Annotated in this window: 15 protein-coding genes; 7 read left to right on the forward strand and 8 right to left on the reverse strand. The window is 37.0% G+C overall.

Annotation, left to right across the window (positions count from 1 at the left end):
• Positions 1–5: 5 nt before the first annotated feature.
• Together rplC and rpsJ are read right to left on the reverse strand one after the other, a co-directional pair.
• On the reverse strand, positions 6–644 hold the full coding sequence (rplC, locus tag GQR59_RS17080; RefSeq protein ID WP_160064693.1) for a 50S ribosomal protein L3: 639 nt from the start codon (positions 642–644) through the stop codon (positions 6–8).
• Positions 645–659: 15 nt separating this feature from the next.
• Positions 660–971 (reverse strand): 30S ribosomal protein S10, encoded by a 312-nt coding sequence (gene rpsJ, locus GQR59_RS17085; protein WP_025563085.1) that lies wholly within the window; start codon positions 969–971, stop codon positions 660–662.
• A 302-nt stretch (positions 972–1,273) separates the two neighbouring features.
• Here rpsJ and GQR59_RS17090 point away from each other — a divergent pair, with 302 nt between their 5' ends.
• From GQR59_RS17090 to GQR59_RS17100, 3 genes are read left to right on the forward strand one after another with little or no spacing between them, the layout of a single operon-like run.
• A complete protein-coding gene (locus GQR59_RS17090) occupies positions 1,274–3,358 on the forward strand; it encodes a GNAT family N-acetyltransferase (RefSeq protein WP_328600624.1) in 2,085 nt (694 codons plus the stop codon).
• Positions 3,358–4,050 carry a pseudouridine synthase gene (locus tag GQR59_RS17095; protein ID WP_160064697.1) on the forward strand — a complete coding sequence of 231 codons (693 nt, stop codon included), beginning with the start codon at positions 3,358–3,360 and terminating at the stop codon, positions 4,048–4,050. The genes GQR59_RS17090 and GQR59_RS17095 overlap by 1 nt, the downstream gene beginning before the upstream one ends.
• Positions 4,037–4,360, forward strand: a complete 324-nt coding sequence (locus tag GQR59_RS17100) for an MGMT family protein (RefSeq protein ID WP_160064699.1) — start codon at positions 4,037–4,039, stop codon at positions 4,358–4,360. The genes GQR59_RS17095 and GQR59_RS17100 overlap by 14 nt, the downstream gene beginning before the upstream one ends.
• 160 nt (positions 4,361–4,520) lie before the next feature.
• Here the strand turns inward: GQR59_RS17100 and GQR59_RS17105 are convergent, their stop codons facing one another.
• The 5 genes from GQR59_RS17105 to hutZ all read right to left on the reverse strand — a co-directional run bounded on the left by GQR59_RS17105 (position 4,521) and on the right by hutZ (position 12,182).
• Positions 4,521–6,410 (reverse strand): acyl-CoA dehydrogenase family protein, encoded by a 1,890-nt coding sequence (locus GQR59_RS17105; RefSeq protein ID WP_160064701.1) that lies wholly within the window; start codon positions 6,408–6,410, stop codon positions 4,521–4,523.
• Between the two features lie 48 nt (positions 6,411–6,458).
• On the reverse strand, positions 6,459–8,588 hold the full coding sequence (locus tag GQR59_RS17110) for a 3-hydroxyacyl-CoA dehydrogenase NAD-binding domain-containing protein (RefSeq protein ID WP_160064703.1): 2,130 nt from the start codon (positions 8,586–8,588) through the stop codon (positions 6,459–6,461).
• Positions 8,588–9,877, reverse strand: a complete 1,290-nt coding sequence (locus tag GQR59_RS17115) for a thiolase family protein (RefSeq protein WP_160064705.1) — start codon at positions 9,875–9,877, stop codon at positions 8,588–8,590. Before GQR59_RS17115 ends, GQR59_RS17110 begins: the two co-directional genes overlap by 1 nt.
• A gap of 416 nt (positions 9,878–10,293) precedes the next feature.
• Positions 10,294–11,496: a class I SAM-dependent methyltransferase gene (locus tag GQR59_RS17120; protein WP_160064706.1), complete on the reverse strand. Its 1,203-nt coding sequence runs from the start codon at positions 11,494–11,496 to the stop codon at positions 10,294–10,296.
• 149 nt (positions 11,497–11,645) lie between these two features.
• A complete protein-coding gene (gene hutZ, locus GQR59_RS17125; protein WP_160064707.1) occupies positions 11,646–12,182 on the reverse strand; it encodes a heme utilization protein HutZ in 537 nt (178 codons plus the stop codon).
• Between the two features lie 290 nt (positions 12,183–12,472).
• On the opposite strand from hutZ, the gene GQR59_RS17130 reads away from it, so the two are divergent.
• From GQR59_RS17130 to GQR59_RS17145, 4 genes are all read left to right on the forward strand, one after another.
• Complete coding sequence (locus tag GQR59_RS17130) at positions 12,473–13,246, forward strand: energy transducer TonB (RefSeq protein WP_160064708.1); 774 nt, start codon at positions 12,473–12,475, stop codon at positions 13,244–13,246.
• Positions 13,247–13,248: 2 nt separating this feature from the next.
• The gene (locus GQR59_RS17135) at positions 13,249–13,932 is read left to right on the forward strand and encodes a MotA/TolQ/ExbB proton channel family protein (protein ID WP_160064709.1); all 684 of its coding nucleotides are present in this window, start codon (positions 13,249–13,251) and stop codon (positions 13,930–13,932) included.
• Positions 13,929–14,342, forward strand: a complete 414-nt coding sequence (locus GQR59_RS17140) for an ExbD/TolR family protein (RefSeq protein ID WP_160064710.1) — start codon at positions 13,929–13,931, stop codon at positions 14,340–14,342. Before GQR59_RS17135 ends, GQR59_RS17140 begins: the two co-directional genes overlap by 4 nt.
• A 514-nt stretch (positions 14,343–14,856) precedes the next feature.
• A complete protein-coding gene (locus tag GQR59_RS17145; RefSeq protein WP_160064711.1) occupies positions 14,857–15,633 on the forward strand; it encodes a hydratase in 777 nt (258 codons plus the stop codon).
• Positions 15,634–15,749: 116 nt separating this feature from the next.
• On the opposite strand, the gene GQR59_RS17150 is transcribed toward GQR59_RS17145, so the two are convergent.
• The gene (locus tag GQR59_RS17150) at positions 15,750–16,280 is read right to left on the reverse strand and encodes a hypothetical protein (protein ID WP_201288133.1); all 531 of its coding nucleotides are present in this window, start codon (positions 16,278–16,280) and stop codon (positions 15,750–15,752) included.
• Positions 16,281–16,412 lie beyond the last annotated feature (132 nt).

Here is a 16,412-nt window from a genome sequence, read left to right on the forward strand (position 1 = left end):
CTCGGCTATGCTTTAACAGCAGGTTTGATGAATACGTTGCCATTTTTCGCACCAGCTACTGCACCTTTAACGAGCAGTAAATTGCGTTCAATGTCTACGCGAACAACTTCAAGGTTTTGAGTCGTAACACGCTCAGCACCCATATGACCAGCCATTTTCTTGCCTTTAAATACGCGTCCTGGTGTTTGACATTGGCCAATTGAACCTGGAGCACGATGGCTAATAGAGTTACCATGAGTCGCATCTTGCATAGAGAAATTCCAACGCTTAACAGCACCTTGGAAACCTTTACCTTTAGATTGACCAGTAACATCTACTTTATTTATTTCGTTGAACAACTCAACGCTTAGCTCAGCACCAACTTGAATATCTGCACCTTCGTCTTGACCAAGGCGGAATTCCCATAAACCACGACCTGCTTCTACACCTGCTTTCGCAAAGTGACCAGCTTCAGGTTTGTTTACACGGCTTGCTTTTTTAGAGCCAGCTGTTACTTGAATAGCTTGGTAGCCATCAGTATCAAGTGTTTTAACTTGAGTAACACGGTTTGGTGAACATTCTAGAACTGTAACTGGAATAGAGACACCATCTTCAGTGAAGATGCGAGTCATACCAACTTTACGACCTACTAGACCGATTGTCATTACGATAACTCCTCTCTAACCCAAACTGATTTGAACATCAACGCCAGCAGCTAAATCTAGCTTCATTAGTGCGTCAACAGTCTTTTCAGTTGGTTCTACGATATCAATCAAGCGCTTGTGAGTACGAATCTCATACTGATCACGCGCATCTTTATTAACATGCGGTGAAGTTAGTACTGTGAAACGCTCTTTACGAGTAGGTAGTGGGATAGGACCACGTACCTGAGCACCTGTGCGCTTTGCAGTTTCAACGATCTCCGCCGTTGATTGATCGATCAATTTATGATCAAAAGCTTTAAGGCGGATACGGATTCTTTGGTTCTGCATGGACCAAAACTCCAATAGTTAAAAATACAACATACAAATAAACACCTGACAACCTATGCTAGATAGATCTCAAGTGTATATTCAAACTAGTAGCTCCCCAATTGGGAGACATTTTTGATAACCAATATCTGGCTATGGGGTTAAAAAACCCACCCGCCATATTGGCAAGTGGGCGTATAATACATTAACTATGAACTAAGGCAAGTATTTATTGCTAGTTTGTTTAAAAAACATTCAAAAGGATCTGCTTAGCTCTAATACTATAAGGATCGCTTCGTTACTCGTATTAACGACCCTTTTTTATGTTACATTTTGTACTTATTCAATGTTTATTCTTCATTTTATCATCACTAGGATCTCTTGTGTCAGTCGTCACTCAATTTTACCAGCAACTTAAATCTTTAGCCGAGCAATCTAACCATAGACAGTTGTGCTGTATTCAAGGAACTCTACAATGGTGTTTTGAGGAAGCCTCAGCAATTATTGAATTTGAAAACAGAGATTATAAATGGTGTGGAGAAAGCCCTGCTTCTATTAAAGCTTGTCTTTATTCATCTTTGTTAGGTCAAGATGTCCATTTACTATTTATGAATATGCACCAACAATTTGATGCAAATATGTTTGCTGCGGCAGAAGGAGCAGTGTGTGGTGGTTCGGTCATTGTTTTACTATTACCAGATCAAACAACCATAGATGATCATTTTTCATTGTATATGCAGAAACAACTCATTAACCATAAAATCCCTATATTGAAAGATACCCAACAACCTTCATTAATAGATGAGCAGCTAATACTCCCTGCTTCTAATCAATACTTATATATAGAAGAACAACAACAGGCGATTAAGCAAATCATTAACACAGTAAAAGGACATCGACGCCGACCTTTAGTTATTACTGCAAATAGAGGAAGAGGAAAATCAGCTAGTTTAGGGATTGCTGCAGCAGCCTTAATCAATCAAGGTTTATCTAAAATCATAATTTGTGCCCCAAGTAAGCAAACAGCTACCACTATGTATAAACATGCAACACAAACGTTAATGAACCAGAATGATTTGCAACGACTTGTTTTCATGCCTCCCGATGCCTTAAATTATGAGCAACCAGAGTGTGACTTACTAATCATTGATGAGGCCGCTGCGATTCCACTTAAGCTATTAATTACGTTTACAAAGCGCTATTCTCGAATTGTATTTGCAACGACACAGTTTGGTTATGAAGGCTCAGGACGAGGGTTTGCTTTACGTTTTCAGAAACAGCTTAATGCCATCGCTCCTGAATGGCGCTCTTTTCGTCTTACCCACCCAATACGTTGGGCTGAAAATGATCCTGTTGAAACATTTACTCTTACAAGTTTATGTCTAATTGAACAATCAACGCAAACTGCAATAAATGATAATTCCCTTAACCCAACCATTTCGATCATTGAACAAGTGAAGTTACTTCAACAACCTAAATTACTGAATCAGCTATTCACACTCCTCATTAATGCACACTATCAAACCAAACCTTCGAACTTAGCAGCTTTATTAAACGATCAAAATTTAACGATTATTGCGATGCAACAAGGCAAACAAATATTAGCCGTTGCATTAATCAATAATGAAGGTGAATTTGATCAAACAACAAGCGAACAAATCTATCAAGGCAAACGCAGACCTAACGGACATTTAATTGCTCAATCATTAACTTTCCACAGTGGTTTTAAAAATGCAGCTACCCAGTCATTTGCTCGTATTCAACGTATTGCTGTTCAACCAACGTTACAAAAGAAACGATTAGGTAGTCAATTACTACAATGGATAATTAATTGGTCCATTACACAGCAATTTGATCATTTGAGTGCGAGCTTTGCAGCGAGCGATAATTTATTACAATTTTGGTTACGTCATGAATTACAAGTTCTACGTATTGGAATTCGCAAAGATAAGAGCAGTGGACAACATTCATTCATGGTGAACTTACCTTTAAGCCAACAAGGTAAAGAATTACACCATCAAATACAGACTGATTTCCATAAACAGGTTAAAGTACAGTTTAGCCGACAGCTTAGACAATTAGATTCATCATTAATTATCGTATTATGGCCGCAAGTTGCATTCGAACAATTGAAAGCATCAACACAACAAGCGTTATCAGCTTATGTCAATGCGAATCGAAGTTATGACAATGTTGAGTACTTATTAATTGAATTATTATATAGCTCATCATTAGCGACATTAAACAACCAACAACAACGTTGTTTAGTAGAAAAAGTAATTCAAAACCATAGTTGGCAAGAAATAATACAGCAACACCATTTTACTGGACAAAAACAAGCACAAGCATTCGTAAAAAAATGTATTGATGACTTACTTACGCAACAAATAAGAGAACACACAACATAATGAGACTCGACAAATTTATCTGTGAATCAACAGAATTGACACGTAGCGAAGCAAAGAGTGCTATTCGTAAAGGTTTAATCAGCAATCAGGCTGGCACATTACGTAGTGGTTCTTACAAAATCGTTGCTGACGATATTATTGAATTTAAAGGTCAGGTAATCACAACGCGAGGATTTCGCTATATTATGCTTAATAAACCAGCTGGTTTTATTAGCTCGAATGTTGATGAGCAAATGCCTAGTTTATTAAACCTTATCGATATAGAGAAAAAACAAAACGTATTTATCGCAGGTCGTTTAGATGCAGATACAACAGGCTTAATTTTAATCACAGATGATGGCCAATGGTCACATCAAGTAACGAGCCCACGTAAGAAGTGTGAAAAGCGTTACCGTATCTCTTTACAAGACCCAATCAGTGACGATGCAATCGCACTTTTTTCTGAGGGTATTCAACTTAAAAGTGAAAGCCAAGCTTGTTTACCTGCAAAATTAGAAGTATTAAGTGAAAAAGAAGTACTATTAACGATTAGTGAAGGTAAATACCATCAAGTGAAACGTATGTTTGCTGCAGTAGGTAACTATGTAACTAAACTGCATAGAGAGCAAATAGGTGACGTCGAATTAGACCATAACCTAGCCTTAGGAGAATCGCGCTTTTTAACGGAGCAAGAGGTCAATGGATTCAAATAAATCATTTAATCAACAATGTTACGACTTACTTCGTCAAATACCAACAGGTAAAGTTGTAACCTATGCAGATATTGCTCATCAGCTTGGTGGTAAAGCCTATCAAGCAGTGGGCAATGCGATGGCAAAAAATCCAGATGTAATCATCGTGCCATGCCATCGAGTGGTCAATAGCAATGGCAACATCGGAAAGTTTGCATTAGGCACAGATAAGAAAATAGCCCTTCTAAAACAAGAAGGCATTATTATTAATACTGATACAGTGAATCCAAAAGTAGTTAATTTAAATAAACAACGTCATACATTTAAGTAAGTCTCGGCATTTACCTATATTAGTAAATTTAGCTACATTAGTAATATTTAACAGCATTAATAATAAAGCACAGCAATAACGTTAAAAAGGAAGGTATTGAATGAGATAACAATACCTCTCTTTAAACGTCTTCTAAAAATAATTCCTTATGCTTCAAATACTACTGTTCTGGTGCGACTGGATAAATCCCCTCTTCCAACCACTGATACTGATTACTCAAAATATCGTCCGCTATTGTTTTTGCCGTTACTCGTTGAGGAGTTGATAATGCTTTAAAATGCCCTTCTATTCTTTCTGATGCTAATACGCAATGATGATCTGCTAATGAAATGGCATTCGCATTACCTGCTTTTGCTTGGCTTTTAGCATAAGAGCAAGCCACTGACATGGCAAATATTTCACAACCGATGGTCATAAGGTGCCCTAATGTTTCTTGGCGTAATTCTAGCTTTTCTCGATGTACCAACATTTGCTCAAACAATACTCTCGCTAAGCGATGTGAAGTACGCTGACAATAATTAATGTGTTCGACTAGTTTTCCACTATGTGTAAATTGTTCAATAAACTCTTTATTGATAATTTGCGAAGGATACCAAGAAGCATATTCTTTAAAAAGTTTAAATGCAGCACTACGTTTGGTCGTAAAATCAGCATCAGGTTTAATTAAATCAGAAGCTAAAGATAAGTGTGTATCTAACGCTTCTCGGCTTAAAAATAATTCCATTACATCTGTTGTGCCTTCAATAATACGATTAATACGGCAATCACGTAACATACGCTCTACTGGGAAAGGTAATTCACCACGTGCTTTTAATGAACTGGCTTTTTCATACCCCCTGCCACCAAACATTTGTACCGTCTCATCCATCACACTCCACGCCATTTCACTACAAAATAACTTGGCCATGGCAGCTTCCATGCGAATATCAACATCACCTTTGTCCGCCATAAAACTAGTTACCCAAGTAACGGCTTCCATAGCAAAAGTTGTTGATGCGATATAAGCAATACGATTTGAGCCTTTTTCATGTTTTGCAATAGGCGATCCCCATTGCACACGCTTACCTCCCCAACGACGAGTCATATTAAGACATTGTTTTGCCATACCCGTGCTAGCCGCAGGAATCGTTAAACGACCCGTGTTTAACGTCGCTAATGCGATTTTTAAACCTTGGCCTTCTTCTAAAATTCTATCTTCAATAGGCACCTCTACATCTTTAAACTCAATCAAACCATTTTGAATGCCACGTATCCCCATAAAATCACAACGATGCTTGATGTTAATCCCCGGGCTTTGGCCTTTCACGATAAAAGCTGAAATTTGCTTAACCTCTTTATCTCCAATAATTTTAGGCGCGGTACAGGCCATCACCACTAAATAATCTGCGATGAGGCCATTAGTACACCAAAGTTTTTCACCATTGATAAGATAATGTGTGCCGGCTGCATTTAAGGTTGCAGTTGTTTCCATTTGAGCGGGATCGGAGCCAACACTTGGTTCTGTCAATGCAAAGGCAGAAATAGCACCATCTTTAAATAATGGTAGAAATCGTTGTTTTTGATCGTCTGTACCAAATAACTTAATAGGCTGCGGCACACCAATGCTTTGATGGGCAGAAACAAGTACAGCAGTTGAACCACAATGACTGGCGATCGTCATAAGGACACGATTATAGTTAACTTGTGATAATCCTAAGCCACCATATTCTTTAGGTATCTTCATCGAAAAAACACCGACTTTAGCGAGGGCTTGCATTGCTGCAGTGGGGATAGTGCGAGTTTCATCCACTAAATCAGCATCTAAGGTCTCAGCGAGTACAACTCCCACTTCTTTTACTAACTGGTCTCCTACGAACTTATCTTCTTTACTTTGCTCAGGAAAAGGGAAAATAGCATCAGATTTAAACTCCCCCATGAATAAAGATTTTGCAAAACTTGGGTGTTCCCACACTGAATCACGTGCAGCTTCGGTAAGGTTCAACGATGATGCTTTCTCATCGCTCATTTTAGACGTATCAATCACTACTTTTTTGTCTTCAGGAAAACTCATAACAGCTCCTTATTTAAATAGTTAAATTAGTCACTCTTTCAATTCTTATTAATAAAAACTACGCTGTTCATCTGCACACTTCTGTAAATAAGGCGAAACTTGATAACGAATACCCACTTGTTGTTGTAATTTATCTAATCGTTGCACAACTTCTTTACAGCCAATACTATCGGCCCAACGACACAAACCTCCTCGCCAAGCAGGGAACCCAGTTCCCATGATCATTGCTAAATCGAGCTGTCCAGCATTTTCGACAATTCCTTCATCAATACAATGTGCCGCTTCATTGACCATCACTAGCATTAAACGGTCAATAATATCTTGGTCACTAAAGTCTTTGCTACTTGCAACACAGCCAGCTTGATACAACAACTGGTTCACTTCGACTTCTTTATTTTTATAATGATAAAAACCACGCCCACCTTTTTTACCTAAAAGTTTTAAGGCCCCATAAATATGCTCTAAAATAGGTGCAACCGCCATCCGCTCTCCAAAACCAGCTTCTAAAATAGCAGCTACTTTATAACCAACATCTATACCTACTTCATCAGCTAACTGAAAAGGTCCCATCGGCATACCAAATGTAGTGATTGCAGAATCAACTTTTTCAATGTCAGCTCCTTCTTGTAATAAATAAGCGGCTTCATTTAAATAAGGCAATAAAATACGATTAACTAAAAAACCAGGACAATCATTAACCACAATAGGCACTTTCCCCCAGGCTTTACTGATCGCAACAGCTTTAGCAATCGTCTCTTCACTGGTTTGCTCACCTCTAATAATTTCTACTAATGGCATACGATTAACAGGATTAAAAAAATGCATACCACAAAATTGTGAGGGGCGAGTTAACACGGAGGCCATCTCTGTTACTGATAACGCGGACGTATTGGTACATAGCAAACTACTTTCTGGTAAAACTGCTTCAGCCTCTTTCAATACTTGCTTTTTAACCTGCATAACCTCAACAACCGCTTCAATAGCAATTTGAGCATGGTTAAATCCCGTATAATCGAGAGAAGCCCCAATACTATTAATCGCAGTATCGATTCCTGCTTGTTTAATTCGACGGCGTTTTTTAAGTTGATTAAAATAATCAGCGGCTTGTTGATAACCTAATTGAATAGATTCCCAGTTAATATCTTTTATACGAACCAATAACCCTTTAGAACTCATTAACCAAGCAATTCCTCCTCCCATAATGCCAGCTCCTAAAACAGCACCGGAAGAGGGTAACGTTTCAGGCTGTGGATAACGTTCTCTTTGCTCCTTTTTAACTTGTTCGTTAAGGAAAAATAACGAAATAAGATTTTTACAGACATCTGTAGACGCTAAGTTAGAAAAAGCACTAAGCTCTCGTTGAATACCCTCTTCAAAATTGCACTTTTTACGGTAAACCTCCAAAACAGCTAATGGTGCAGGGTATAAACCTTTAGTTGTTTTCATGACATTCTGATGGGCTTTTTTCAAAATATATAAACGCGCTAAATGCGAGTCCATTGCAGCCGCCATTGTTTTTTGTGCAATACTTTTAGGCTCTCTCCTGCTAAGCAAGCTTTCTTGAAAGCGAGTCTCTCTCAAATCTTCTAAAAATTGATCTATTTGTTGTTCAAGCTGTATAGATGAAATAACTTTATCGACCAACTTAATACGATAAGCTTTTGCTGCGGGTAATAGCTTACCAGGTAGGATCATGGCTAATGCTTCAGGTAAACCGACTAAACGAGGTAAACGCTGTGTACCGCCCCACCCAGGAATAATACCTAACTTAACTTCAGGTAAACCTATCTTAGTCTTTGGGTTATCGGTAGCTAAGCGGAAATTACATGCTAATGCGAGCTCACAACCACCGCCAACGCAGGCTCCATCAATAATAGCGACGGTTGTTTGTGGCAATAGTTCAAGGGCTTTAAAAATTTTTAATCCTTGTTGTGCTTTCTCTTTTGCCATTTCAATACTATCTATTTTCTGTAGCTCCTCGATAGCCGCACCCGCAATAAAGATATCTTTTTTAGCACTCTCAAAACTCACCACCTTTTGTGGGGCAGTTTCGATATCTTTAATAACATCAAACAACTCTTTCATTAGTTGAGCTGAAAGCTTATTTATAGCCTGATCTTGATAATCAAACGTAACTCGAATTAACCAATCATTCTTTTGTATTTGAATGTGTTTCATTATTCGACCTCCAATACTAATGCAGCGCCTTGACCACCACCGATGCATAAAGTCGCTAAACCACGCTGTAAACCTTGGCGTCTTAGTTCATGTAATAAGGTTAATATTAAGCGCCCACCCGTTGCACCAACAGGATGACCTAATGCAATCGCACCACCATTAACATTTAACTTGCTTGGGTCTAATTCACCAATAGCTTGCGATGACTGTAAATACTGTTGAGCAAATGATTTACTTGCGAAAGCATACTGATTAGCAATCACTTGAGCTGCAAAAGCCTCATTCAATTCTACTAGGTCAAAATCACTTATTGCTAAACCTGACTTTTGTAATAATTTAGCTGTCGCATAAACAGGGCCTAACCCCATGCGACTACCTTCCAAGCCTGCATAACTATAATCTGTTAAATAACCTAATGGCGTTAACCCCATTTCTTTTGCTTTAGATTCCGACATTACCGTCAAGGCAACAGCGCCATCAGTAATTGGACATGCATTCCCAACGGTCACACTGCCCGCTAAGCGATCGAAATAAGGACGAAGCTTCGCCAAACTAGCCAACGTTTGATCTTCACGTGGACCATTATCTAAATGTTGAATATGTTGGTATTTAGGTGCGACAGCAATGCTGATTATTTCATCTTCAAACTTACCTGCTTGCTGTGCTTTAATCGCTTGTTGATGACTATTTAAAGCAAACTGATCTTGTTGTTCTCGAGTAATGCCAAACTCACGGGTTAATACTTCCGCTGTTTCGCCCATATTCAAGCCACAAACGGGATCGGTTAAGCCTAGTTCAATACCAATGATTGGTTTTAGAAAAGGTAAGCGAAATTGAGAAAGTACTTTGAGTTTAGCGACCGGCGTTTTTGCTTGCATCATATGCATAAAAAACTGAGTCATTTGCGGGCTGTACAATAAAGGAATGCTGGACATCGACTCGCTACCACCAACCAATGCAGTTTCAATTTCCCCTGCAAATATTTTATTCGCAGCCGTTGTCATTGCTTCCATACCCGACGCACAGTTTCGGTTCACTGTATAAGCGCAAGTACTAGTAGGAAACCCACCTTGTAATGCAATTACTCGAGCGATATTAGCAGCATGGCCAGGCTGTGCAACGTTGCCTATAATCACCTCATCTATGTCATGGTAATCAAGTACAGAACGCGCCATTAGTTCTCTAACAACCACTGCGCCTAATTGATCAGCCTGCATTGTTTTAAACGTTGAACCTGCTTTACAAAATGGACTACGCCCACCCTCTATTATTGCTAGTCTTTCTTTCATTAACCACCTCCAACATCGTAACGATGTCCATTAGTAATGAGCAAAAACAATAAAAATCTCCCCTAAAATAGCTTATTAAACTAATGCTTAAATTAAGCGATCGGCGAAAAATCAATTATTTACAGTGAATTAAAAAGTACGAAAGAAAATGAACATCATAATGTTGTGAGGGTTGAGTATTCTATGATTCTTTTTCTACATCACTTAAAAATACACATTTTAATCAGTATAGAGTTGCTTTATTTTTGAGCAAGTGAAATAAAAATAACCCTATTGGATTCGCGATGAGCATCGCAGAAATTGTAGATAAAACAAGCGATCAAGCAATCTTAAATAGATAATTTGATCGCTATATTTGAAAATTTCAAATCAGAAAAGGAAGCATTAAAGTACTTTAATTAGAATGAAAATTGTAATTAATCTTGCACTACACTTTCTTTTAGCAAGCTTTCTAAACAATGATCTGTAATGCCATAATACGCTTTAATATTAGCAATTTGAGTCAACGTTTTAGCTTGTTCTTTAGGGTTTATTTTGGCTTTTTTTACTGCCAAGATCATCTTATTCTTATTCGTATGTTCTAGGCTAATAAACTCAAATACTTTAGTGCTATAGCCATTGGCTTCTAACAATAACGCACGCAACGAATCCGTCACCATTTCAGCTTGTTGACCTAAATGAACGCCGTATTGCAACATTGGCTGGAATAATTCCGGGCTTTGCATCTGTGGACGAATTTGCTTATGACAACAAGGTGAGCACATGATGATGCTTGCATTCGCACGAATACCATAATGAATCGCATAGTCAGTAGCGACATCACAAGCATGTAATGCAATCATCACATCAGTTTGTTTTGGCGCATGAGTTTTGACATCACCACAAACAAAATCTAAACCTTGATGATCTAAAGTAGATGCGGTTTCATTACATAAATCAGCTAATGCTTGGCGTAACTCCACTCCCGTCACTTGCGCGTCATTTTTTAAGGTATGGCGAAGGTAATCATGAATAGCAAAAGTTAGATAACCTTTACCAGAACCAAAATCGACCACATTAAGTGGTGTTGTTTTATCATGCGGGGAAACATCCAATGCTTGGCTAAACACCTCAATAAACTTATTGATTTGCTTCCACTTATTAGACATAGCAGGGATCAGTTTTTGCTGTTTATCTGTCACCTTTAATGCCGTTAAAAATGGACGTTGTATATCAACAAAACGATTCTTTTCACGGTTATGAGTTGCGACAGCAGTTTGTTGTTTTTTTGCTTGATGTTGTGAGATTTTCAATTTACCTTTTTTACTAAATTCGATCTGCACTTCTGCATCTAATAACGTTAAATAAGCACTTTTAAAGTCCTCACCGACTAACGATTTAATTTCAGACAATGCCAACTTATAACTATAGTTTTTAGTAATATGATTGGTTTGATGCTCATATACAAAACTAAGTACCGCTTCATTTTGTAAAGTAATAGGACGAATAGCAACACGGTTTAAACTCTTATCTGCACCTCTATATTTACTTAATAACAGTTTAACGACCTGATTATTTTCAATACTTTTTGATAACAATACATAAAAGTCTTCAATGGTATTAAGCGTAGCTTCTGACATAGTAGTTTCCGAGATAGTCTAAAATAAAATAACGAAACGCATTCTAACAGTTAAGCTATCTGAATAAACGTGCAATTTAGTGATAGCAGGAGAAACACAACCGCAGTATAAAAGGTTTACCCTCTTCTCTAAGTCACCTTTACAAATATTTAATCATTTTCATCAAGTGAAGTATGGCCTTTTTTTAAGTGTACAAAATCCACTAAATCATCTGATGATACTTGATACGCTTGCCCAAACCCTTTAACAAATAATCCTTGCTCAGTTTTTAACTGAATCAAATGAAAGTCACCAAGTTGAGTCAACAACTCAGCGGTATTGCCTAACCTTTCAATCATCAAAGGGATTATTTCAGACCATTTTTCAGTTTCACGTGAAACTATCTGCGCATGTGCATCAAAAGTTAGCCGCTTTCTTGCATACACATTCTTTGCGTCCAACTCATCTTCAATTATCATTAAAGAAACGGCTGGATTAGCGAATATATTTTGAGTATGTCGAGCCATTTCTGAAATTAAAACGTAATAACCATCTACATCGTAAACAAATGGCGCATAACTATTATTAGGTCGCCCATTAGCATCAACTGTGGCTAGCTGTAATGTTCTCTTATTGTCCATAAAAGCACGAATTTCTGGCTCTAACTGGTCACGTAGAGGTTGTTGTTTGATTGAAGACTCTCCCATTGCTATTCCTTATTATTTAAAGATTAAAGCCTATATAGTTTTAGATTTAAAGTTAAAATTTCCAGTTAAAAATCAAGCTCATTTAATCATAATGTAAGAGGTAATAGTCCGCCTATATTAGTAAAGTCTCTTTAATTCAAAAAAAAAAGAAGATGAATTATCTTTATAGAGAGTAAAAACCATCACCTTAGACAAAAAGATAATGTAAATGATAATTGATCTCATAATTGAATTAGTTGATAATAAGTATCGTTACATCTATTTTGTTTTTTGTATGGAGTTCTGGCCCTATGTTTCGTTATATCAGTGCGGGTTTTTTATCTGTTGCGATCCATTTTTTAATCTTTTCACCATTACTAGATCAACCAGTAATGGCACTGCCTCTCAGCCAGCAAACACAAAGCGTTAGCATTAGTTTTGCGACGCCAGTAAAGCCTACACCAAAAAAAGTAGAAACGCCTGTTCCAGAGAAACCCCAACCAGTTGTCGAAACACCGACACCTAAAAAAGTTGAAACGAAAAAACCGGTTAAAAAAACAGTCAAAAAGCGTATCGTTAAACAAAAAACAGTCACTAAAAAAGTTAAAAAAGAAACGCCTAAAAAAGTCATAGCAAAAGTTGAAAAGAAACCGGAACCCGTCAAGAAACCAACTGAAAAAGTAGTTGAGCCTAAAGAGCCGATTGCTAAAGCAGCACCGACTGAAACCAAAAAAGCACCGAAAGAAAAACTCACAGATAATAAACAACAAACTGTGAAAAAAAGTGATGGCTTACAAGAAAAACCACAACTGATACAAAAAAGCCGTTTTTTAAGTAAACCAACACCTCCTAAATACCCACGTTTAGCGAAACGTAAAGGCATAGAGGGAACGGTTACCTATGAAGTCTGGTTAGATGAAAAAGGCAAACAAGTGAAATTATTGCTGAAGGACTCATCAGGTGCAAAAGTGCTTGATGTAGCAGCTCTAAAAGCAATTAAAAAGTGGAAGTTTTCTCCTCATACCATCAATGGCAAAAGTATCGCACACCGTATTTACATACCTATTAGCTTTAAACTGGATTAACAATGACTTTATTCAACATAGTACAAGAACAACTAGGCTTAATGACTTGGCCTTTAATTATCTGCTCTCTATTAACACTGATGATCATTAGTGAACGTTTATTAAAACTATTGAGTTCAGGCTCATTAAGTAAGAAAGAAATAAAGAAGTTATTAACAGGACATAATCCAAAACAAAGCGAACAATTAGAATTACTTAGCCAACAACTAAAAACGGAAAATAACCTCGCTAAGCGTGGCATTGCAATGCTATTTGCACACCAACATTTTAGTCAACAATTACGTGAAGATACGGCCAGTATTTGGGTACAAGATAAGCGTCAAGAATTACATAGCGGTTTAAAGCTATTAGCTTTAATTGGTGTTATCAGCCCATTACTTGGTTTATTAGGGACCGTATTAGGGTTAATTGAAATGTTTAAAGCCATTGCATTAACGACTGGCTCTGTAACACCAAATGACTTAGCCGATGGCTTAGGTATTGCGATGCGTACAACAGCCGCTGGCTTATTAATTGCCTTACCTGCTATTTGTGGCGCACAGTTATTAGGTCTATGGGCGAATAAAGTAACTTATCGTTTAGAGTTTACGCTTAACTTTTGTAATCTATGGTTACAAGGTGTGAGCTTCCCAGAACAGAAACGTGCAGCTAAAACGGCAATCAAAGCTGAGGAAGTAAAATCGTGATACGCAGTCAACGTCCAAATCAATCAGAGTTACCGCAGGTTGATCTTACTCCGTTATTGGATATTATTTTTATTGTAATGGTATTTTTAATGCTCTCTGCAAATATTAAATTACAATCTTTACAAGTTGATTTACCAACAACAGATACAACAGCAGTGCAAGTCGTCGATAATAAAGCAGTGACCATTAACATACTAAGCTCAGAACCACATTGGGCGATTGATGGAGAAAAACTTCCAGACTGGTCAGTGTTTCAGCAAAAACTAATACAAATAGTACAAGAAAAGCCAGCAACACAATGGGTTATTGCTGCCGACAAAACCGCTGAAGTACAACACATGGTGAAATTATTAGGTTTTTTACAACAGCACAATATTCAAGCAACACAATTACTAATAGAAGAAGAGTAATAAAAAAGAATTGTTTAGGTAGCGTCAAATTCAAAAACTGGCTAGATAAAACAACCTTAACTTTCTCTCTGTAACGTTACTAACAAGTTAGATAGTCCATTATTTAACTTGTTAGTAAATCGTCGCTAATCACTGTGATCACTAATGCTAGTGAGCTTAATAGTGAACTATCTATGATACTTTTATATAACGCCACTGAAAAAATCACCCAAAATATTTTTTCACCAATCGCCCCTTTTCCATGCCTGATTATATAAAAAGTCATCGATAAAAAGACGAACAAAAGCACCACTAAACTTTCAGACAAGATTAATGATAAATAAACAGCCAAAGAACATCTAATTTCAATGAAAAACTATCTGCATTAGTTCCATCACTACGCTTTAAATCTAATTTTGATAACAAACTATTTAAAAAGTCATACAAATACTAACTTTTCGAACGCTTTGACGTTAATATACTTATAATTAATCCACAGTTCATGGCGATAGCCTGTATTTAAAAGAGACTTAAAATGACTAATAAAAATACTCAAACATTAAGCGCAGAAGCTTGTTTACAAGCAGCATCGGAATTATTAGCTCGCCGCGAGAGCAACAAAAAAGGTGGCATTTTACCTGATGCATGTCGTCCAACTAATTTTGAAGATGCACTTGCAATTCAAGCAGCAACCATTAAAGCCAGTGGTAAAAAAATAGCTGGTTGGAAATGTTTAGTTCCATTAAACCCAGAACAAATTATTGTTGGCCCTGTTTTAGAAGGCACAGTACAGCAAGGTAGCACCTGTTTCGTTAAATCAACAGAACCAGGCAAAACATTAATTGAACCTGAAATTGCATTTGTACTAGGTACTGATTTACCAGCACGCCCAGAAGGGTACACAAACACAGAAGTAGACGCAGCTATTGCAACAACGCATATGGCATTAGAACTATTACAACGTCGCTATTTACCTAACGATGATCTAATCTTCGCTGACAGACAAGCAGATTGCTTATTAAACCAAGGTATATTTGTTGGTCCAGAAATAACGAAAGCACAAGCATACGATGCGGCTGAAATTAAACTGTTTATCGATGACGCTAGTTATGAAGGCAAGCACCCTAACTTATCAGCTCAAGCACCAATCTACTGGTTCGTTGATTTCATGTGTAAAAATGGTTTAAACCTAGAAAAAGGCCAAGCTATTATTACTGGTTCTTATGCTGGCGCGATTGAAGTACCAATCAAATCAACAGAGATTAAATATGAAGGTTTAGGAAAGTATAACGTAGAGTTTAAAGCACTATAAAATAGTCTTTGAAAGGTGTCTGTGATTGTTTATCAGACACCTAATTAGCTTTAAATTAAACACTTATATGATTCAGTATTTTTTTTAAAAAATAACCAACTAATACAACAATATAATTAAAAACTCCACTGTACACTCATCAGTAAAATACCAGGTAATATTACCCCACCTTCGACACCAAAATAATCAGTAAAGTTGTATTGAGCAGCATGATAAATATATGGGGCAAAAGCAAGACCTGTATTGTCTTTCATATCTTGATAAAAGCCATCATCACCACAGTTATCAAAAGCATCTATAAAAAACTCACCAGCATAAGTATAAACACCTTTAATCACCAACTTATCATTAATTCGATACCAATCTTTACGAACACCTAACAACGCACAGCGATTATTTTGACTGTTGATAAAGGTACCAACTAATATACTGTAATCAGAATCAGCATTAAGCTTACGCTCTATAGAAAAGTATTGATTATTAAAGTATTGAGTTGAATCTGAATCCGGTGGAAGTGCATGGTACAGAAATGATCCCGTATTAACTGAGAATAAATCGAAGGGATTAGCCATTATGGAAGGCGTTGACAAAACACCTGATAAAAGAATTAAGAAAAGTCTTAAACGAACAAACAATATATTTTGCAAATTAAATTCCATTTATAGCAAGTAGATGAATTTATTATAAAAGTAAAGTTTTCATATTCCATTTATCTGTTACTTAAAATAATAGTGTAAACATAAAAAATAATTATCCAGACTATACTACTGTACTTAATA

The sequence above is a fragment of the Psychromonas sp. L1A2 genome, from assembly GCF_009828855.1.
Taxonomy (GTDB): domain Bacteria; phylum Pseudomonadota; class Gammaproteobacteria; order Enterobacterales; family Psychromonadaceae; genus Psychromonas.